The 20,727-nt window shown below is 69.0% G+C and carries 12 protein-coding genes; 1 reads left to right on the top strand and 11 read right to left on the bottom strand.

What is annotated here, in order from left to right; genetic code table 11:
• Positions 1 to 78: 78 nt before the first annotated feature.
• The 3 genes from IFT90_RS06260 to IFT90_RS06250 all read right to left on the bottom strand — a co-directional run bounded on the left by IFT90_RS06260 (position 79) and on the right by IFT90_RS06250 (position 2,508).
• Positions 79 to 813 carry a small multidrug efflux protein gene (locus tag IFT90_RS06260; protein WP_197980368.1) on the bottom strand — a complete coding sequence of 245 codons (735 nt, stop codon included), beginning with the start codon at positions 811 to 813 and terminating at the stop codon, positions 79 to 81.
• 127 nt (positions 814 to 940) lie between these two features.
• On the bottom strand, positions 941 to 1,672 hold the full coding sequence (locus tag IFT90_RS06255; RefSeq protein ID WP_192041500.1) for a GPP34 family phosphoprotein: 732 nt from the start codon (positions 1,670 to 1,672) through the stop codon (positions 941 to 943).
• Positions 1,669 to 2,508 carry a MerR family transcriptional regulator gene (locus IFT90_RS06250; protein ID WP_192041499.1) on the bottom strand — a complete coding sequence of 280 codons (840 nt, stop codon included), beginning with the start codon at positions 2,506 to 2,508 and terminating at the stop codon, positions 1,669 to 1,671. Before IFT90_RS06250 ends, IFT90_RS06255 begins: the two co-directional genes overlap by 4 nt.
• A gap of 305 nt (positions 2,509 to 2,813) precedes the next feature.
• Here IFT90_RS06250 and IFT90_RS06245 point away from each other — a divergent pair, with 305 nt between their 5' ends.
• Positions 2,814 to 5,330 carry an FN3 domain-containing metallophosphoesterase family protein gene (locus IFT90_RS06245; RefSeq protein ID WP_192041498.1) on the top strand — a complete coding sequence of 839 codons (2,517 nt, stop codon included), beginning with the start codon at positions 2,814 to 2,816 and terminating at the stop codon, positions 5,328 to 5,330.
• 260 nt (positions 5,331 to 5,590) lie between these two features.
• Here the strand turns inward: IFT90_RS06245 and IFT90_RS06240 are convergent, their stop codons facing one another.
• The 8 genes from IFT90_RS06240 to IFT90_RS06205 form a co-directional block, all read right to left on the bottom strand.
• Positions 5,591 to 6,334 (bottom strand): TetR family transcriptional regulator C-terminal domain-containing protein, encoded by a 744-nt coding sequence (locus IFT90_RS06240; protein WP_371812157.1) that lies wholly within the window; start codon positions 6,332 to 6,334, stop codon positions 5,591 to 5,593.
• The gene (locus IFT90_RS06235) at positions 6,331 to 8,421 is read right to left on the bottom strand and encodes a CocE/NonD family hydrolase (RefSeq protein ID WP_371812156.1); all 2,091 of its coding nucleotides are present in this window, start codon (positions 8,419 to 8,421) and stop codon (positions 6,331 to 6,333) included. The genes IFT90_RS06240 and IFT90_RS06235 overlap by 4 nt, the downstream gene beginning before the upstream one ends.
• On the bottom strand, positions 8,418 to 8,705 hold the full coding sequence (locus tag IFT90_RS06230; protein ID WP_192041497.1) for a hypothetical protein: 288 nt from the start codon (positions 8,703 to 8,705) through the stop codon (positions 8,418 to 8,420). Before IFT90_RS06230 ends, IFT90_RS06235 begins: the two co-directional genes overlap by 4 nt.
• 167 nt (positions 8,706 to 8,872) lie before the next feature.
• Positions 8,873 to 11,059 carry an ABC transporter ATP-binding protein gene (locus IFT90_RS06225; RefSeq protein WP_244644830.1) on the bottom strand — a complete coding sequence of 729 codons (2,187 nt, stop codon included), beginning with the start codon at positions 11,057 to 11,059 and terminating at the stop codon, positions 8,873 to 8,875.
• The gene (locus tag IFT90_RS06220) at positions 11,059 to 11,985 is read right to left on the bottom strand and encodes an ABC transporter permease (RefSeq protein ID WP_192041496.1); all 927 of its coding nucleotides are present in this window, start codon (positions 11,983 to 11,985) and stop codon (positions 11,059 to 11,061) included. Before IFT90_RS06220 ends, IFT90_RS06225 begins: the two co-directional genes overlap by 1 nt.
• Entirely contained in the window at positions 11,982 to 13,079 is a 1,098-nt protein-coding gene (locus tag IFT90_RS06215; protein ID WP_192041495.1) for an ABC transporter permease, read from the bottom strand. Before IFT90_RS06215 ends, IFT90_RS06220 begins: the two co-directional genes overlap by 4 nt.
• Positions 13,076 to 14,680: an ABC transporter substrate-binding protein gene (locus IFT90_RS06210; RefSeq protein WP_192041494.1), complete on the bottom strand. Its 1,605-nt coding sequence runs from the start codon at positions 14,678 to 14,680 to the stop codon at positions 13,076 to 13,078. The genes IFT90_RS06215 and IFT90_RS06210 overlap by 4 nt, the downstream gene beginning before the upstream one ends.
• A gap of 445 nt (positions 14,681 to 15,125) precedes the next feature.
• Entirely contained in the window at positions 15,126 to 20,714 is a 5,589-nt protein-coding gene (locus IFT90_RS06205) for a DUF3320 domain-containing protein (protein ID WP_192041493.1), read from the bottom strand.
• Between the last annotated feature and the right edge of the window lie 13 nt (positions 20,715 to 20,727).

The following is a 20,727-nucleotide window of genomic DNA, read 5'->3' as shown; positions in this document are numbered from 1 at the left end:
AGGAAGTGACTTCTCAAGCCCCGTCGAGAGCACTTCCTGCCGGTTCACCGGCCCAGCGAGGAAGGGAAGCAGAGGGAGCTAGCCGATCGCGGAGATCAGACCGGTGGCGAGCAGCGTGATGAGCGTGGTCCAGACCACGATGGCGACGGCCTGCCAGAGGATGACCCAGCCCTTGGAGACTCCCGACCCGACGAACGTGGCCGCCGTGAACATGGTGGGCAGCGCCAGCGGGGCCAGGAGGCTCGCCCCGGGCACCCCGAACTTCACCAGCCAGCGTCGCAGCCGAGCCTTGCCCTTCTTCTCGGGCACCGCCTCCGTCGCCTCGACCGACCCGGCCGCGACAGGGTCCGGAGTTGCCCCGGCAGCCGGAGTCGACGCGGCGGCCCCCGCTGACCCAGGAGCAGCGGCGTAGGCGACCGGACCGCCACCGGTCGCAGCGGTGCCGACACCAACGCCCGCGGCCGACGGGCTCGGATCCGCGGCCCCGGCCACGGGCGCGCCGCGACCGGCACGTCTCCGGACCAGCGCCTCCCTGATCCGTGACCCCAGCAGCACGACGACCACGACGCAGAGCAGGTTGCCGACGATCCCGGCGAGGGCGGCCACGACCGGGTGCACGCCGCCGATGATTCCGAGCGCGGACGCTCCCTCGCCCTCGATGAACGGGACGGCACCGGCCAGGGCGATGACGAGCGGCTGCACGATCTCGGGCACCTGGCCGACGAGGTCCTGGAACCAGGCGAACGGTCCGCCGGAGTTCGTGGCGGCCGAGGTGCCAGCAGCCGAGGAGGCGCTGAGGACGAAGTGGGACATGGCGGTCTCCAGAGGTGGGGTCGTCAGGACGGGAAGAAGGGGTAAGGGAAAGGAAAGGAAAGGAAAGGAAAGAAGAGGAGAGAAGAGCAGGAAGGGCAGGAGGAGGGGTGCGAGGCCGAGCAGCGGCTCAGTCCCGCAGCGACGGCAGCACGACGCTGACGAACAGCGAGTTCGAGAGCACGGCGGCGGCGACCGCGGCAGCCGAGGCGGCGACGGCCTCGCCGGTGGCGGCGGCACCCCACTCCCCGCGCTGCAGCTGCTGACCGCGGGTGTACAACGCGCCCGACCAGGGCAGGTCGTGGTGCAGCGCGGGCAGCGCGCCGCTGGCCGACAGCAGGGCGGCGAGCGCGCCCGACCACGGCGACGGCTCCTGGTCGTCGAGCAGCACCGGCCGCACGAGGTCGAGCAGCTCGTCCCGTCGCCCGGTGCCGCCGTCGACGAGCGCCGTGGTCGGGATGAACCCGAGCGTCCTGCGGCTCTCGCGGCGCAGCGTCCCGCGCTCGACGACGCGGTCGATCACCGGCCCGCGCAGCCGCGGCCCGATCTCGAGCAGCAGCGACCGCAGGTCGGTCGGCTTGTCGGCGAGGCGCTGCCAGGTGGTCGCGAGCAGCGGGTCGGCCGGCTCACGCCCCTCGACGGCGTGGACGAGTCGCCCGCGAAGACCCGAGCCGTGCTCGTCGACCGTGACCGACCCGTCGAGGGCAAGCTCGGTGAGCACGGCGCCCGCCAGGGTGTGCAGCAGCGGCGTGCCCTCCGAGCGGATCGTGCCCGACTCCGGGTCGAAGAGCAGCACGAGCACGTCCTCGGCGAGCAGGGGCGAGGTGTCGAGAGAGGTGGTGGTGGGGTCGGTCTCGGTCATGGTCGTGTCCTCGGGTCGTGTTCGGGAGCAGGTGCAGGAGCAGGTGCAGGAGCAGGCGCTACGCCCTCGGCACCCTCCGCCGCGTCCAGCGCGGCCTCGAGCGCCTCCAGGTCGTCGGACTTGCCGGCCGACACGAGGTACGCGCGGTAGAGGACCTCAAGCTGCGCCTGGTTGTAGAGCTCGGTGACGGCCGCACCCACGGTGGCGGTGGCCGACGCGCTGCCGCGCAGGGCCTGGTCGCCGGGGTCAGCCAGCCACGGGTACTGCTCGAAGAGCCGTCCCATGCCGGGCGCCAGCGCTGCACCGAGGCGACGTCGGGCCGCCCGGTCGGCGTCGGCGGGCAGCGAGTCGAACTCGTCGTCGTCGGAGGTGCGGGGCTCATCCCGCAGGATCGTCCGGAGGTCGTCCATCGCCGACTCGTCGTAGACCCGCGACCAGATCATCACGAGCGCCCGGTCGGCCTCGCTGAGGTGGCCACCGACCTCGCTGAACCCTGCGGGCAGCTCGGCAGGCGAGCGGTGATGCATGATCAGGGCGAGCTCGCCGCGGATCCGCTGCAGCCGCTCGATCGTCGCCTCCAGCTCGGAGTCGAGCACGCGCAGAGCCGCGTCGGGGTCGTCACCCGCGCCGCCGACCGCCTGGATCTGCGCCAGCGGCACGCCGAGGTCGGTGAGCCGGGTGATCTGCAGCAGGCGGACGAGGTGTCGCACCTCGTACTGCTTGTATCCGTTGCTCAGGCGCGACGGCTCCTCCAGCAACCCGAGCTGGTGGTAGTAGCGGACGCTCTTGACGGTGGTGCCGGCCATCTCGGCCAGCTGGCGGGTACTCCAGGCCATGGTCGCCTCCTCGTCGGTGTCGTCGCCGGCGCTCGTCGCCGACTACTACGAGTAGAAACCATGCCCCTGGGGCAGGGTCAAGCGATCCCCCGAGAAGTCGCCGACCGGTCGAGCCCGCCCTCAGCCGAGTGGTCGAGAACGGTCCTCCGCCGACCGGAGGAGAACCGTTCCTGACCACTCGACGACGACGCCCGTCGGCGATACATGTCACCCTGGCTACACCTGTCGTCCACATCTCCCTGCTCTGATGCCCGAGGCCCGCCCCTGAACGAGGGGCGGCGCCTCCACGATCACGAAGGACCAGGATGACCACCACCCCCACCGCCGCACGACGCCCGCGCCACCGCGCCCGCGTCGCCGCGGCGCTCCTGCTCGTCACGGCCACCGCCGTCGGAGCCACGAGCACCGTCACGTCGGCCCGTGCCGACGACGCCGTCCCGCTGCTGACCACCGAGTCGACGGCGTGGAGCTACCTCGAGACCGGGGTCGACCCGTCCGGCGGCAGCACCGACCCCCTCAGCTGGACCGCCGACGACTTCGACGACTCCGCCTGGAAGAACGCCCAGGGCAGCTTCGGCGCCAAGGGCGGCAAGGCGACCGGCATGGGCGGCGGCTACGCCGTCGACACCCTGCTGCAGCAGTACCTCCCGGGCGGCACCGTCGACGTGCCGACCTACTTCTTCCGCAGCTCCCTCGACCTCACCGCCGACCAGCTCGCGGGCTGGAAGTCCCTGACCGCGGACGTCGTCTACGACGACGCGCTCGTCGTCTACGTCAACGGCACGAAGGTCGTCGGCTACGAGGACTCCCGCGTCGCCGAGCACGACGGCAACGTCGGCTACGCGGGCGACGGCGGCGGCGACCCCGACCGCTCGACGTTCACGATCGACCCGGCCCTGCTGCACGCCGGCGAGAACACCGTCTCGGTCGCGCTCTACCAGGACCGCTCGACCAGCTCGGACATCTACTTCGACTTCCTCTCGCTCACCCCCGTCTCGGCGAGCGCCGAGGCCACCATCAGCGACGTGTTCCTCAACATCGGGGCCGACGAGTCGCAGCGTGCCGTGTCGTGGTACTCCGACTCGACCAGCGCCGAGGAGGCGCAGCTCGCGCTGACGAAGGACGTGACGGACGGTGCCTTCCCGGCCCGCGCCTCCTCGTTCCCCTCTACCAGCGGAGTGGCGACCGACGGCCAGAACTGGCACCACGCGACGCTGACCGGCCTCGTCCCGAGCACCTCGTACAGCTACCGCGTCGGCAGCGACGCCGACGGCTGGTCGGAGACGTACACGTTCGAGACGCAGGCGACCGGCGACTACGGCTTCCTGTTCATCGGCGACGCGCAGATCGGCGCCGGCGAGACGGTCGCCGACACGGCCGGCTGGGTCGAGACCATGGGCAAGGCGTCGGGCGAGTTCCCGGACACGAGCTTCGTGCTGAGCGCGGGCGACCAGGTCAACACGGCGTCGAACGAGCTGCAGTACGACGGGTTCCTCGCGCCGTCGCAGACGAAGTCGCTGCCGTTCGCGACGAACATCGGCAACCACGACGTCGCGAGCAAGGCCTACGAGCAGCACTTCGCGATGCCGAACGTCAGCGAGACGGCGGGCCGGCCGGACGCGAACCGAGCCGGTGGCGACTACTGGTTCATCTACCAGGACACGCTCTACATCTCGTTCAACTCGAACGACCGTGACGACGCCGGCCACGCCGACTTCGCCCGGAAGGTCATCGCCGAGCACGGCGACGAGGCCCGCTGGACCATCGTCACGTTCCACCACTCGGTCTACAGCGTCGCCTCGCACGCGACCGACGGCGACATCGTCACGCGTCGTGCCGAGCTGCCCCCGGTGATGAGCGAGCTCGACGTCGACCTGGTGCTGATGGGCCACGACCACGTGTACGTCCGCAGCTACCTCATGAGCGGCACGACGCCGGTGCACACCGACGAGCCGGTCGACGGCACGGTCACGCCCGAGGGCGACGAGGTGCTCTACGTCACGGCGAACTCGTCGAGCGGCAGCAAGTACTACGACATCCAGTCGCAGGACTTCGACTTCAGCGCCGTGCAGAACCAGGAGTACACGCCGAACTTCACCAACGTCGAGGTGACGGCCGACTCCATCGCGATGACGACGTACCGCACGGCGGACATGACCGTCGTCGACGAGGTGACGCTGTCGCGTCCGGCCGACCCGACGGAGCCTCCCGTCGACCCGACCGACCCGACGACCCCGCCGGTCGACCCCACCACGCCTCCGGTCGACCCGACCACGCCTCCCGTCGACCCGGGCAGCGGTCACGAGGAGCCCACGGCGGTGCCGCTCTCCGAGCTGACGGAGGCGACGCACACGCTGGTCGTGACCGCCGTCGACGAGGCGGAGGGCACGCTCACCGCGACCGTCCCACGTCGTCTCGCCGGTGCGGCGCTCGACTGGTTCGTCCACTCGGAGCCCGTCTACCTCGGTGACGACCCCAGCGACGACGACGGAGTGCTGACGTTGCGCCTCCCCGAGGGCCTCGGAGCCGGCACCCACACCCTCGTCGGCCAGACCGACGCCACGGGCGCCGAGACCTGGGGCACCTTCGAGCTGACGGCCGCCTCCGACCCGCTCCCGGGCACGCCGGGTGCCGGCGGTGCCGGTTCCGGAGCCGGCACGGGTGCGGGCACGTCGGCCGGAGGCTCGACCGACACGGCCCGGGCCGACGGCGCGCTCGCCTTCACCGGCAGCGACGCCCTCCCCCTCGTCGCAGGAGCGCTGCTCGTGCTGCTCGCCGGCCTCGCGCTCGTCGTGAGGGCCCGCCACCGCCGCCGCGCGTAGCCCGACCGGCCCTCGGCACCGTCGAGTGGTCACGAAGTGTCCTTCCTTGCCTCGGGGAACGACAGTTCGTGACCACTCGCGGTACCCCCGGATGAAACGACCTCAGCTTCGAGTTCGAGTGGTCCTGATTCGGCCCTCACGCAGCGCGGAGGGCCGAATCGGGGCCTTCCACCCGTCCGTGCGGCGGTGAACCGGCACGGACGGCCCTCGCGAGCCGTTGCGAAAGCGCTTCGTGCCGGTTCGGGATCCTGCGGAGGACCTCAGGCGAAGGAGGCGCCCGTCTCGTGCCCGAGGAACGTCCACATCCACGTCAGCGCCAGCTCCGACTTCAGCCCTGGGGCCTTCTGCGCGAGCTGCGTCGCGACCCCGTCGCTGTAGGCGGCCAGCTTGAGCGCCACCTCCGACGCACGATCGGCGCCGTCCGGCCCAGTGGCTCCGGCCCCGGCCCGTCCAGCAGCCCCAGCCCCAGCTCCGGCCCCGAGCGCCGGGAACGCGCCCGACTCCGCCCCGCGCCGCAGCGTCCGCGTGAGGCACGCCTCCCAGACGCGGATCCGCTCGACGTACTCCGCGGCGACCGCGGGCTTCCGCGCGACGGCCGTCCAATAGTCCGACCAGAGCCGCCAGTGCTCGTCGCTCGCGTCCGTCGCGGCGAAGAGCGGCTCGACGAGCATCCGCACGCCGGCGACGGGGTCGGGCTCGGCGTCGACCGCCTCGATGATCGACGAGTAGAACCGGGCGGTCTCGAGCACGACCACCTCGTTCAGGATCTCCGCGACACTCTCGAAGTGGTAGGTCACCGTGCCCACCGAGACGCCCGCCTCCCCCGCGATGTCGCGCAGCCGCGTGCCGCCGAGCCCCTCGCGCAGGATGACGCCGCGCGCCGCCTCCACGATCAGCGCCCGCCGCACGGCCGGCTTCTGCCGCCCGCCGCCCGCCGCGAGAGCCGCACCCGCAGACACGCCCGCAGCAGAGGAGGCGCCGCTCCCGTCCCCGACCCCGCTCACGCCGACGTCCTCGGCACCCGGTCCTCGAACCGGCGTTCCGCGACGACGACGACCGGCGCCTCCGGCCCGCCGTCGCGAGCCCAGGCCTGGACGGTGTTGACGACCACGAACTCGTCCCGCGTCGCCGTCAGCCGCGACGTCGTCTCGAGCCACGCCCGCCACGACGGCTTCTCGAGCCCGATGGCCCAGCGCGACTCCGCCGAGGCCGACAACGGGTCGCCGTCGGTGATGCGATAGGTCTCGCGGCTGTCCTCGGTGAAGACGAGCCCGTCGGGATAGGCGCGTCCGCCGCCGTAGCCGGGGTCGACGTCGAGCACCCACTCGCCCGTGCCGACGTCGTGCGAGACGCTGCGCTGCGGCAGGTCCGACGCGGGGGGCAGCGCCCGCACGGCGAGCGGCGTCGCGCGGGTCGGCTCCTCGAAGCGCACCCCGTCGTCGCCGCCCCGCGTCCAGACGGGCAGCGTCACCGAGCTGTGCCGCGGGTCGATCGTGAGGGTCGCCTCGTCGGGATGCGGCCAGATCCAGGGCCAGTAGGCGGACGAGACGGCCACCCGGAGGCGGTGGCCGACCGGGAAGGAATGCCCGGTCGAGACCAGCGCGACCTGCACCTCCTCCTCGACCCCCGCCTCCATCGGGACGTTCTGCTCTCGCCCGTGGCGCGCGTTCAGGTTCAGGACCCCCCGGGTGATGAGCGTCGAGCTGCCGTCAGGGGCGACGTCGCAGAGCCGGACGATGACCGTGGCCGACGTCCGGTCGCTCGTCAGCGCGAGGTCGACGACGACGTTCCCCAGGAGGTCGAGGGGCGCCTCCGTGACCAGCAGGTCGAAGCAGGCCGAGCGGCCGTCCTCGCCGCGCTGGTCGGGCGGCAGGTCGGTGGCGTTGCCGAACGGGAAGAAGCGTCCGGCGTCGAGGCCGGTGCTCTGCGGCGAGCGCACCGACAGCGGTCCGTGCTCGCCGCCGGTGAGCAGCTCGAGCGACTCGACCCGAGCCGAGGTCGCCTCCGACGGCCACGCCTCGGCGGCGACCCAGCGGCCGGTCCGCTCGGCGTAGAACGTCGCGGGAGGCTCGGAGTCGTTGATCCAGGCCCGCAGCACCGGCTCGTCGTCGGCGCCGTTCGGCTCGTCGAGCAGCCAGCGGTCCCACCAGCGCAGGGTCTCCTGCAGGAAACCGATGCCCGGTCCGGGAGCCAGCCCGCGGTCCGGGTACTGGTGCGACCACGGCCCGACGATGCCCTTGACGGGTGCGTCGAGGTTCGAGACGAGCCGCAGCACCGCATCGCGGTACGGGTCGGCCCAGCCTCCGACGGCGAGCACGGCGGCGGTGATCGACGAGTAGTCCTCGCAGACGCTGCCGTGCCGCCAGTAGTCGTCGCGCTCCTGGTGGGCGAGCCAGGTGGGAGTCATCGGCCGGTTGTGCTCGAGCCGCTCGCGCCACTGCGCGAGCCAGTCGGCGCCGACCACCTCGGGCCGTGGTGGGCGGGAGTTGAACGCGAACATCGTCCCGCCCCAGGCCGCCATGTCGATGCCGAGCACCGCGCCGCCCATGTAGTGCACGTCGTTGTCGTACCGGTCGTCGGTCGAGCACACCGTGACGATCGCCTTGAGCGCGGCCGGCGCGCGACCGGCCAGCTGGAGCGCGTTGAACCCGCCCCACGAGATCCCGAACATGCCGACCGCGCCCGTCGACCACGGCCGGGCGGCGAGCCACTCGATGAGGACGAGGCCGTCGTCGAGCTCCTGCGCGGAGTACTCGTCGTCGAACAGCCCGTCGCTCGACCCCGTGCCCCGGATGTCGACCCGCACCGACGCGTACCCCCGCGCCGCGTACCAGGGGTGCCGTTCGCTGTCGCGCGGAGCCGTCCAGTCGTCGAGCCGGTACGGCAGATACTCGAGCAGCACCGGCACCGGGTGCTCGACGCGCGGCGCCCAGATTCGGGCGTGCAGCCGCGTGCCGTCCGGCAGCGGCACCCACTCGTCGCGCACGTGGACCTCGTGCAGCACTTCGGGATCGCAAAGGAGGCGCGGGTCGCGACCGGCGGACCGGTCGCCCTGGCGCCCCTGGTCGCCCGGGTCGCCCTGGTCGCTCACGACACGCCCCCGTCGCGGAGGTGCCCGTCGCCGTCGGTGCCGTCGGTGCCGTCGCCGTCGGTGCCGTCGTCGTCGGTGCCGTCGGGGCCCGGCCCGTCGGTGCGACCGCGACCGGGATCGAGGCCCTGACCGGCACCTCCTGCGCCTGCTCGGCTCCGGGCTTGCTCGCGCTCCCGCTCGCGCAGGCGGTGCAGGATGTGCTCCTCGGCGGCGATGCCGCCCTCCGCCTCCTCGTCCCTGGCTCGGTCGAGCAGGCGTGGGCCTCCGTGGACGCTGGTCCTCACGGAGCCCCTGCTCGCCACGCCCCGATCTGCGGCCTCACTGGCTCGGCCGTGCGTCCTCGGCCCACCACCGCGCACGGTCGAGTCGCCCCTGTCGGTGTCATGCCTGCCCCGGTCGTCCGTGCTCACGTCGCTGCTGCTCACGTCGCTGCTGCTCCTGCCGCCCGTGCTCACATCGCCTCCCAGCGCTTGATGCGGTGTCCGTCGCCGTGGTCGTCCCAGCCGTCGGCGTCGCGCCAGCGCGGGCGTCCGTCACCGACGCTCGGCAGCTCGGTGGTGCCCGGGTCGAGCGTCGCGTCGAGCAGCGTCTGCGTGTACGGGTGGCTCGGGCCCGAGAACACGGCGTCGGCCGGGCCGACCTCCACGATCTGTCCGCCGGTCATGACGGCGACGCGGTCGGCCACCCCGCGCACGACGGCGAGGTCGTGGCTGATGAACAGGCAGCTCAGCCCCTTCTCGTCGCGGAGTCCCGTCAGCAGGTCGAGCACCCCCGCCTGAACCCGCACGTCGAGCGCGGTCGTGATCTCGTCGGCGATGATCAGCTCGGGGCCGGCGGCGAGCGCCCGGGCGATGCCGACGCGCTGGCGCTGACCGCCCGAGAGCTGGGCCGGCAGGCGTGCGGCGAAGTCCGGCGACAGCCCGACCTCGACCAGCAGCTCGGCGACGCGATCGGCCCGCGCGGAGCCGGTGAGCCCCGTGAACAGCGTCAGCGGCCGAGCGATCGCGGCTCCGACGGTGCGACGAGGGTTGAGCGACGTGTCCGCGTTCTGGAACACCAACTGCACCGACCGCCGCAGTTCGGCCGTCCGCCGGGCGACGGGCTGGGTGAGGTCGCCCTCGACGCCGTCCGCGCCGCGGAACGTGAACGACCCCGACTCCGCCGGGATCAGCCCCGCCATCGCCGTCGCGAGCGTCGACTTGCCGGACCCCGACTCCCCCACCACGGCCAGCGTCTCCCGTCGCCCGATCTCGAGCGACACCCGGTCGACGGCCGCAGGCAGCCCGCGCCCGTACCGCACGACCAGGTCGCGTGCGACGACGACCGCCTCCGCGTGCTCGGTGCCCGTGCTCTCGGCGGCGCGATCAGCGCTGTCGGCGCGACCCGCACCTCCCTCGAACCCCGTCGTGGACGATGCACCCCGCAACGACGAGGTGTCCGGTCCACTCGAGGGTGCATCGCCGCCGGGGACGCTGGTCCCCCGCACCGCACCGGGAGCGTGCCCGGTCCCGGCAGCGCGACCCGCACCTCCCTCATGCCCTGTTCCGGACAACGTGCCGCGCTGTGCCGCGTCATGGTGTCCGGAACGCGTCAGGTCACTCGCAGCGCCCGCGGCGCACGCAGCGCCGGCAGCGCCGCCAGCAGACTCACCCGCAGGAGGCGCGGCGCCGTCCCCGGCACCGCCCACCACGCGACTCACGCGCTCCAAGAACCGCGTTCCGAACGATGAACCGCGTTTTATCGCGGTTCTTGGTTCGGAACCCGGTTCATGGTCCGACCCGTCAGCAGCGTCAGCGCCAGACCCGCCCACGCGCGGGATGCTAGCGAGCAGCTCCCGCGTGTACGGGTCGCGCGGGTCAGCGAACAGGTCCGCGGTCGCCCGGTGCTCGACGACGACCCCGTCGCGCATGACGGCGATCTCGTCGGCCATGCTCGAGACGACGCCGAGGTCGTGGCTCACGAGCAGGATCGCCATGTCGAGCTCGACGGCGAGGTCGCGGATCAGCTCCAGCACGGCCGACTGCGTGACGACGTCGAGCGCGGTCGTCGGCTCGTCGAGCACCAGCAGCTTGGGACGCGCCGCGACGGCCATCGCGATCGCGATCCGCTGCTGCTGTCCGCCGGAGAGCTGGTGCGGGTACCGCCGCACGATGCCCTCGGGGTCGGGCAGCCGCACGTGCCGGACGAGCTCGAGCACGCGCTCGTGTCCGCCGGGCAGTCCGTGGCTCTCGAGCGCCTCGCGCAGCTGGCGGCCGACGCGCATCGACGGAGTCAGCGCCTGTCCGGCGTTCTGCGCGACGAGTGCCGCGGTGCCGCCGCGAAGGGCACGCCGGGCCCGCTCGTCGAGCGCGAAGACGTCGGAACCGGCCACCGTGACGCTGCCGCCGACGATGCGCGAGCCCCGTCGGAGGTGCGCCAGCAGCGTCCGCGCCACCGTCGACTTGCCGCTGCCGCTCTCGCCCACGAGGCCGAGTGCGCGACCGGCGGCGATGTCGAAGCTGACGCCGCGCACCACGGGCACCTCGCGACGTCCGGCGGAGTACGAGATCGAGAGGTCGTCGACGCGCACGACGAGGTCGCGGGCGGTCTCGTCGACCGCACCCGCGCCTCCTCGGCTTTCGGCTTCACGAGCGGTCATCAGATCGCCCCCTTCTGCGCGCGGTCCACGCCGAGCGTCTTGCTGAGTCCGTCGGCGCTGAGGTTGAGGCCGATCACGAGGGTGGCGAGCGCGACGACCGGGGCGAGGGTCCCGAGCGGCACGACGGTGAGGGCGGTGCGGTTCTCCTGCACCATGAGCCCCCAGTCGGGAGTCGGCGGGTTCGCGCCGAACCCCAGGAACGACAGCGTCGAGATCAGCAGCACGATCCAGGAGGCGCGCATCGCGAACTCGACGAGCACCACGTCGGTGACGTTCGGCAGGATCTCGCGGAACACGATGCTGAGCGCTCCCTCGCCGCGGGCCCGGGCGGCGGTGACGTAGTCCTGGGTGATGACAGTGCGGGCGGCTCCGCGGACGACGCGCGTCACGGCCGGTGCGTAGACGACGGTGACGGCGAGCACGATGACCCACAGCCCCGAGTCGAACACGGTCACGACGACGAGCAGCGCGAGGATCGACGGCACGCTGAGCAACGCATCCACGATGCGCATGACGACCTCGTCGAACCAGTTGTCGGCGTAGGCGGTGACGCAGCCGAGCACCGTTCCGATGCCGACGGCGATCGTCGTCGCGAGGAACGTCACGAGCAGCGCGTACTGACCGCCGTGCAGGGTGCGCGAGAGGATGTCGCGGCCGTACTGGTCGGTGCCGAGCCAGTGCGACCAGCTCGCACCGCTCAGCGCGGCGGTCGAGTCGGTCATCACGGGGTCGTGTCCCGAGATCAGCGGGGCGAGCACGGCGAGCAGCACGTGCAGCGCGATGAGCCCCAGTCCGATGCCGAGGGCCGAGGAGGCACTGATGCTGCTGCCGAGACCGGTCCAGACCGAGCGCAGCCGCGTCGCGATCGGAGCAGGCCCGGCAGGCGACACAGGACCAGAGGCAGGAGGAGGCGTGATCGTGCTCATGAGCGGGCCTTCCGTCGGGTGCGCAGCCGCGGGTCGAGCGCGAGGGCGATCAGGTCGGCGGCGAGGTTGCAGACGACGTAGACGAGCGCGCTGACGACGGCGATCGCCTGGATGGTGGGCAGGTCGCGGTTGAAGACCGACTCGAGCATGAGCTTGCCCATGCCCGGGTAGTTGAAGACGTTCTCGACGACGACGACTCCCCCGAGCAGCCACGCGACGTTGAGGGCGACGACGTTGAGCGTCGGCAGCAAGGCGCTCGGCACGGCGTGGCGCCAGACGACCTGGCGGGTCGAGAGGCCCTTGAGCTCGGCGGTGGTGACGAACTCCGAGGCCATCACGTCGATGGTCGACGAGCGTGCCGTCCGGACGATGTAGGCCGCCATGGCGAGGGTCAGCACGATGGCGGGCAGCCACACGCTCGGCAGCAGCTCCGTCACGGTGGCGCTGTCGCCGCGCAGCACGACGGCCGGGAAGATCGGGATCGCGACAGCGAACAGCAGCACGAGGATCGTCGCGACCATGAACTCCGGCACGCTCATCACGACCAGGCTGATCAGCGAGATGGCGTGGTCGCTCGGGCGACCGCGACGGACGCCGGCGACGACGCCGAGCGTCAGCGACAGCGTGACGCCGACGAGCAGGGCCGGCACCGCGATCAGCATGCTGTTGCGGAACGCGACGAGCAGGTCGGGCCCGACCGGAGCCCCGCTGACCAGAGAGATGCCGAAGTCGCCGTGGCTGGCGCCGATGAGCCACTGGCCGTAGCGGGCCCAGACGTTCTGGTCGAGGCCGAGCGTCTCGCGCAGGGCGGCGACCGCGTCGGGCGTCGCGTCCTGGCCGAGCAGCTGCTGCGCGACGTCGCCGGGCAGCGCCTGCACCGCGAAGAACACGAAGAAGGAGGCGAGCAGCACGGTGAGCAGGGCGGTGCCGACCCGGCGCAGCACGAGCAGGGCCGTGGTGACGGCCGCGCTGCCGGGTCGGGAGCCTCCTCGGGGCGAGGGGGCGCCTCCTCGGCTCTGCTTCTCGGCGTCCGTCGACGGACGCGGCTGACCCGGCTGCGGCTGACCCGGCGGCGTGGTGATCTCGGTGCTCATGCGCGCAGTCCGATCTGCAGGTAGTCGAACTCGAAGCCGTACTCGCGGTAGTTGACGACGTTGCGCCCGAGGCCGACGAGTCGGTCGCCGAACATCGGCGTCATGTCGGCGGAGTCCTCGACGATGACGCGCTGGGCGTCCTGGTAGAGCATGCGGCGACGGTCGTCGTTCATCTCGGCGCGGGCGGAGTCGAGCAGCCCGTCGAAGGTGGGGTTCGACCAGGCGCTCTCGTTGTACGACGAGCCGGTGCGGAAGATCTGGTTGAGCAGCTGGTCGATCGGGCGGCCGGTGAACCAGTAGCTGACCATCAGCGGCTTCTGCATCCAGATCTGCGTGTAATAGGAATCCGAGGAGGCGTTGCGCACGACGAGATCGATGCCCGCCTCCTTGACCTGGTCGCGGTACGCGACGGCCATCGGGGTGAAGACCGACTCGTAGCTGGACGTGTAGATCTCGGTGCGGAACCCTTCGCGGCCAGCCTGCTTGAGCAGTGCCCGGGCCTTCTCGGGGTCGTGCTGGCGCTGCTCGTCGAGCCAGACGGCCTGGGTGGGAGGCACGGGGTTGTCCCACCCCGGCGATCCGGTGCCCTGCAGGGCGGTGTCGACGATGGCCTGGGGGTCGTAGGCGAGCTTCATGGCCTGGCGGACCAGCGGGTCGCTGAATTCGGCGGAGGTGAACAGCATCGGGATCGTGTACCACTGCGCGTTGGCCGAGCGGGCGACGGTGGCGGTGCTCGAGGCGCTGACGACCTGGGCGGTGGCGAAGTCGAGGTTGGTCTGCGAGATGAGGTCGATCTGGCCGGCGAGCAGAGCGTTGACGCGGGCCGTCGTGTCCTGGATCGAGTAGAAGTCGATGCCGTCGAGCACCGGACGTCCGGCGAAGTGGTCCTCGAACGCCTCGATGCTGCCCGTCCCCGCGGGCTCGAAGCTGCTCAACTTGAACGGCCCCGTGCCGATGCCGGTCGTGCCGATCCCGTTCGGGTCGCCGGCCTCGGCGCTGCCCTCGGGGACGATGTAGCACTGGTACGCCGTCAGCAGCGAGGGGAACTCGGCGTTGGCGGTGAGCAGCTCGAAGCGGAGGGTGAGCGGGTCGGGGGCGCTCATGCTGCCGGGGCCGATCATGGCGGCGAGCACCTCGCCCTGGGGCGAGCCGGTGTCGGGGTCGAGGATGTGCTCGATCGAGTAGATGGCGTCGGCGGCCGTGAAGCGACGTCCGTCGTGGAACGTGACGCCCTGGCGCAGGCGGAAGGTCCAGGTGACGCCGTCGGGGGTGGCGGACCACTCCTCCGCGAGGTCGGGCACGGTGACGCCCTGTTCGTCGAGCTTGACGAGGCGGTTGTAGAGGGCGCCGAGGTACTCGTAGGCCGAGAGGGAGCTGGCCGAGTCGAGGGTCTCCGCGGCGGAGGCGGCGGGCCGGGCGATGCGCAGGCGACCGCCACTCTTCGCTGTGCCAACGGCGGCGGCCTCGGGGATGGTCGGGTTGCTCCGTGCCGGCGTGCAGCCCGACAGGGTGAGCAGGCCCAGCCCGGCGAGCCCGGCGGCGCCGGCCAGCACGGTGCGCCGGCTCAGGCCGGATCGGTGTTCAGGGACGATCGGTGTCATGCGGGGATGGCCTTCCGTTTATCGTTCCGCTGAACGATAAGGGACGCGCGGCCCCGCCGCGAGGCCGTCAAACCGTAGGAGGCGGCGCCTGCGTGCGCACTCTGCACCCCGCGATCCCCGCAGCTACGGGCCTTCGGCGTGGCTCACGCCCTCCCCCTCCCGCCCCCGAAGCTTCACGCACTCGTTACACGCGGCACGCCACGAGGAGCATCGAAGTCACGAAGAGCAGGGACGGCGGCCTGAAGTGCTTGCTCCTAGGGCAAAGTGCTTTTGTGACCAGGCCGCGATCTTCGACTGAGGAGGTTCCATCCGCGCGATCGCTGCACACCTCAGGTCCGAGCCAACTACGTTTTCCTCCTACCTACCAGTGCTACCAGCCCGCTCAGTCGCTCGCGACCCAGTGCACAGAGCATTTCAGCACGCGTCGGCGAGGTCTGCAGAAACGTCAACTTTGGTTGCCGATGCGCAGTCCGTCTGACGACTCGATGAGCCGCCCCTGCTCGAGGAGCGCATCGACCGAAGACTCGACTCGATAGCGGATGTCCGAGCCAGAGCGTCGCCATCCGAATGTAAGCGCCGTGCGCGCCACGATTTCTGTCCGATGCACACCGACCGCGTCCGTTACGAGAAGTTCAATCGCACTCTCGAGTTCCTCGTTGGGCACGTGCTCAATTGGGCGCGAGAACTCTTGCGTATTTCGCCGGACGCGCACCTGTAGGGGTGGCTTGTGCCGAATAAATGCCCCATCGAACTCGAGCCCGGCTTGCGCCACTGCGAGAACCAGAGTGGTGCGAATCCGAGAGCCGATGCGGTCGTAAGTACTGTGTTCGCGCACACGCTGCGAGAGAACGTCAATGTGGAGCGGTGCCTCCGTGCGGGCAACATTCCGGACGAAGTTCACGAGCTGGTATGCGTTTAACGCGTCGCCGAGGTCAATGTTGCGCGAGATTCTAGGCTCGCTCGCGACGTCATATTGTTCCAGCCAATCCGGCGGTGCATCGAGGTCCGCCGGCACCGTTTCGACCAGGACAGGCGCGGATTTTTCAAGTGTGTTGGCGGCCAGGCGACCACCGACGGATCCGCTGGCCAGAGTCTCGAGTATGGTCCGGAGCCGTTCCTTCTCTCGGTCGGGGTGCCGGTACCAAGCAGTTCCCCAGATGTGGTGGATTCGCCATCCAAGTTTCTCGAGGATGTTATGCCGGAGGCGATCACGATCGCGTGCGGCACGGCTCGAGTGGTACATCGCACCGTCGCATTCGAGGCCCAGCATGAACGCACCCGGCTTATTCGGGTGCTTGACGCCAAGGTCGATGCGATATCCCGCAACGCCGACCTGCGGTTGCACGTCGAAGCCGAGGCTCTGCACGTAAGCAAGAACCGCATCTTCAAAAGGCGACTCCGTGTCCAGACCGGCCGGCCCAAGTTCCATTGCAAGGGCCGCCGTGCCGCGTTCAGCGAAATCCAGATAGCGCCGCAAGTGTCGCGTTCCAACCGCACTGACCTCGCCGATGTCGGCGGCGCTCATAGAGCTGACCACCTCCACAAGCTCCCTGGCCCGGGTGATTGCAACGTTCAGTCGACGCTCGCCGCCGCTACGGCCGATCGGTCCAAATTGCCGGTAGACCTTGCCGTGCTCGTCCGGACCGTAGCCGATCGAGAAGATAATTACGTCTCTTTCATCGCCCTGCACTGATTCGAGACTCTTAACAAAGAAACCCGCCACCCGGTCATCGTCGAAATGGTGGTCAAGGTCTGGACGAGCGGCACGGGCGAGTTCTAGGGCGCTCTCGATCGCGTCGCGTTGGGCCGTGGAAAACGCGACGACGCCGACGGACTTGTCAGGCCTTGTCGTGAAGTGGTGCATCACACGCTCCGCAACGTGCTTTGCCTCGATCGGGTTGTCACGGCCGCCCGATCGCCGGTACACACCCGCAACCTTCAAAAAATGGACGCCAGCGTCACTGCTTTCCGCGATTGCCCCGGGGAAAGTAATGAGGCGAGAGTCGTAGAACGATGCGTTTGAATAGGCAATCAGGTGTTCATGTCGACTGCGGTAGTGCCAGCGAAGGCTCTGTGGCGTGAAGGCGCCGCTCGACTTCATCAGATCGAGAATCGACTCGTAATCCTTTGCGACGTCGTTCTCGTCACCCTCGTCGCTGTCCTCGGACGCTATCTCGAAGAACGAGGTGGGTGGGAGCTGCTTCTGGTCGCCGGCCGTGATGAGCGCGGCGCCGCGGTAGATGCAGTTGATTGCGTCTGCAGGAAGGACCTGACTGGCCTCGTCGAAGATGACGACGTCGAAGAGCTGTTCTGGCGGGAGGAACTGTGAGACCGCCAGGGGACTCATCATGAAGCACGGGTGCAAGGCGAGAATGACATCGCGTGCCTCTGCGATGAGATCTCTGACCGCAATGTGCTTGCGCTTTTTCTCCGCTTCTCTCCGTATGACAGCAGCTTGGCCGAGAGACGATCGGGGGCGGCGCGCGGCGCCTGCGGTAAGGATCTGCGTGACCGCGTTACTGGAAAGTTCGGCGTCCAGGGTTCGGAATCGGTCGACTAGGTCGTCGCGGGTGAGACGGTCGGTCGCGCCAAGACGGTCGTCTTCGGCAAGCTGACTGTCGATCCAGCCGCGCAGTGACGTTGAGACGAGGAAGTTAGCGACCTGGTCTGTGGGCATGTCCTGCTCGATAGCATGCTCAATCGCTGAGCCGAGCCCATGCGCGTCGAGTGCATGGCGGGCCCACCGGAGCGTGTGCCAGTCGTCGATCTCCTCGACGGACGCGAGAAAGGCCGCCGTAAGTTCGACGGCAGTCGCCGGTTCCTCGAGATCGTGGCGGAGCTCGCTCTGTCGCTGCTCATCAAACCAATCGACAACTTCGTCCCGGATTTGTCGATAGCGGTCGAACGGCGCGGCCGCGCCGACCAGCGGTGATGCTCGCTGGAGCGCCCGAATTTGATCGTTTGTCAAGCGCGAGGGCATCGACTTCGAGTTAGGGGCCGCCATGAGCAGGCTCTTCACCCAGCGCAGATGCCGTGATGCTTTGGCGGCTCCTGCTGAAGATGCAGCTGCACCAGCCACAGAATTGGGTGCGGCTCGTTCGACTCGGTCACGTGCTGCGTTGGACGCTTCAACAGCTGATACGTGCTCCATTCGTGCTTGGGCCACCTTCAAGTGGTCCCGAACCGAGAACGCGTGCCCAACAACGCTTATCTGAGCGTTCACGACAGAGATGATGGGTGCCAGAGACGCCGACCGCTCGGTGAAAGTCCTCTGAATCTCCGCAAAGGACGGATCTCGCACTAACAGCGGTTCCAACCAGGCCTTGTGAACTGACTCCCATTCTTCGAGCGCACGTCCGAGGTCCGCCATCAGTTGCTGTGGCGCCAATCGGCTGGCCAACGCCCGTTCCGTGGCCCCACGATCTCGATAGGGCACGCTTGCAGCGGTCCGCGAAGTCCTCAGATACTGGTCGACACTCTGCCAGCTAGTAGTCCAGTCCGTTTTGACGGCAGGCCCGATCAGCGACTGAGCGTAGAGAACTTCGGCCGTGGCTCTTCTATTGGCGTTGGCCCAGGTGCGTGCCAGAGGGAGAGCGTCGACTGCAGACTTCCAGTCGCTTGAGGAGAGGGTCGCTAGCTGCGACCGGAGGGTTTTGTGGTCTGCGGTGAAGCGTTTTAGAAGGCCCTTATTCGATGAGGCGAGCGCCTCGACCGAGCTGAGATCAATCTCGAGCACGTTCTGGTTGAAAGCGCCCCTCGCCGCATGCTCGGCGTGGCCGAGGGCCTCTTGCGCGGCGCGTGCGTTCGACGCCGCCGCCTCGGCCTCCGACAGCGCGGTTGGGTCGTAAAGCCACGATGCCTGCAGCTGGGGCATTGACAACAGGGCATGCACCGCGTTCACAAGCATGCCGGCTTCACCAGCCGTCCCGGGCGGCAGCGCCCCAACTGTCTCGGCAAGCTCGCTCGAGAGGGCGACAACTTGGTCGGCTGCCTCCGAGGCAGCGCGCAGGGCCTGCGCCGTAGCCATCGCGTATTCGCCGGAGGCGAAAGGCCCCACGCCAGGGAGCTGTTCGACGATGTCATCCAGAGCCGGTATCTCTTCTAATGCAAGAGGTGGGAGACTGTCCCAATCTGGCCCCGCACTTTCAACGAGGACGCTCTCAACGCTGACTTGCCGCCGCGTCACAAGTTCATAATCCGTAACGGCGGCCGTCAGCTCATCAATGTCATCCACGTCGAGCCACGGGCTTACGTGGAAATCGGCTCCCTGGAACCACAGGTCGACGAGCTGTGTAATACGTGCGAGGTCGTCGAGAGAATCCAGCTGGAAGGCAGCGCGCAACGCAGCTCCCTCGTGCAGGAAAGGTTGTAGCCGCTCGAGACTCTGCGCAAGCTGGCGCAACTGATACTCGACGGGTCCTTGATGGCGGAAGCCATACCAGATCGAGCGGTCGCCCTGCGTAGCGAGGGGCCACTGCTCCTGCAGCCGCCCTGCAGCGTCTGTGATGGCTGCGAGGGTAGCGGCGGACAGGGGCTCAGCGCTTTCTGATCGGCGCGGTCCGAACACGTCGGTGCGAACCTGTTCGAGTTGACCGAGGGCTTGATGGAACGACAGGTCGAGTGGCGAACGGATCTCGTTCGCCGCTATGGCGTAGTCGGTTAGCGCTTGGCGAGCTTCGCGCAGCTGGCCCAGCTTCAAGGCTGACATCCCGACTGGTGGGACGGGCGCAGAGGAGAGCGCGTCGCCGAGCCGAGCTGCAACGTCCTTGCGGACGGCCTTGCTGCTATGCAGCTCAAACAAAAACGTTCCAAGTCCGTTTTCAGTCAGACGATTCCGAACCACGTCAAGCGCGACGGCCTTTTCGGAGACGAAGAGCACACTCTTGCCAGCCGCGATTAGGCCGCCGATCATGTTCGAGATGGTCTGGCTCTTGCCGGTTCCGGGGGGGCCGTCGAGGGTGAAGCTCCTGCCTGCCACAGCAGCCTGGACTGCAGCACGCTGACTCGCGTCCGCGTCGAGCACAAGCGGCACAGTCTCCGGCGGAGCGACGTCATCAATGTCCTTGTCTCCGTGCGGTTCGAAGAGGAATTCTGAAGCTTCCGCTGTGATTCCACCGGAAAGGGCCTGGACGAGCTCGGAACTGGCGATAACGTCCTCGTGATCAAGGAGGTCTCGGTACATAGCTTCTTTGGCAAACGCAAAAACGCCGAGGGCTGCAAAATCGTCGACAACCCAACCCGCCGGCCACTCGATCCCACGGAACATCTCAAGGACACCTGCGAAACCGCTCTGGTCGAGGATTGGAAGCACGTCCTCGGCATCCGGGATCTGGATCCCGTATTGATCGGAAAGCATCAACGCCAGGGCTGGGTTTACGACAATGTCATCGTCCGATGGAGCGAGCGACATGCGTTCCCGCGGACCCAGCGAACTCAGCTCGGTAGGCACAAGTAGCAACGGACTGCGCCGGCTGTCACCGGAGTCCTCGAGCCAGCGAAGTTCTCCCAGGGCGACGTACAAAGTGTGAAGCCCCTTGTCGATGAACTCCCGCTTGGAGGTACTGGCGAGGGTCCGGAGGGCTCGGTCTACGTCGCGCTGCGTCTTGTCAGCGAACAGATGGTCTGGATATTGGTCGGGGTCAACCAAGTCACCAAGTTGGCTTAAGACGGCCTGCTCAAGTGCTTCGGAAGAGGCCTGGTCGTCCGACGCGTCGACCGCAGTGACCTCGGCTGGCGGGCGGATGCCTAGGGTGTACGTCAGCTGATCGGCGGTGATGCGCTCATAGACTTCGCTGCCGCAGTGACGAGTGAACTCGATCGTCGATGAGCGAGTCGGCCGGTAGTTAAGGAGCCGATTTCGCCCGGAAAGATTCACGAGCGAATCTCGCCACTGTTTGATCGCTACTCGAACTCGTTCGTCCGCATTCGACGCCTTCCCCTGCATGTGAGCGAACGTATCAGGGTGGAGCGATGGTGACGGTCGAATCGCCGCCGGTTTCGCCACGCTGGCCGAGGCAGTCAAGGTGTACTCCACAGGGAGCGATCGA

The organism is Frigoribacterium sp. CFBP 8766 (assembly GCF_014841435.1).
In the GTDB taxonomy this organism is placed as follows: Bacteria; Actinomycetota; Actinomycetes; order Actinomycetales; family Microbacteriaceae; genus Frigoribacterium.
Note: the sequence above shows the minus strand (reverse complement) of the source record. Positions and strands in the feature narration are given on the sequence as shown.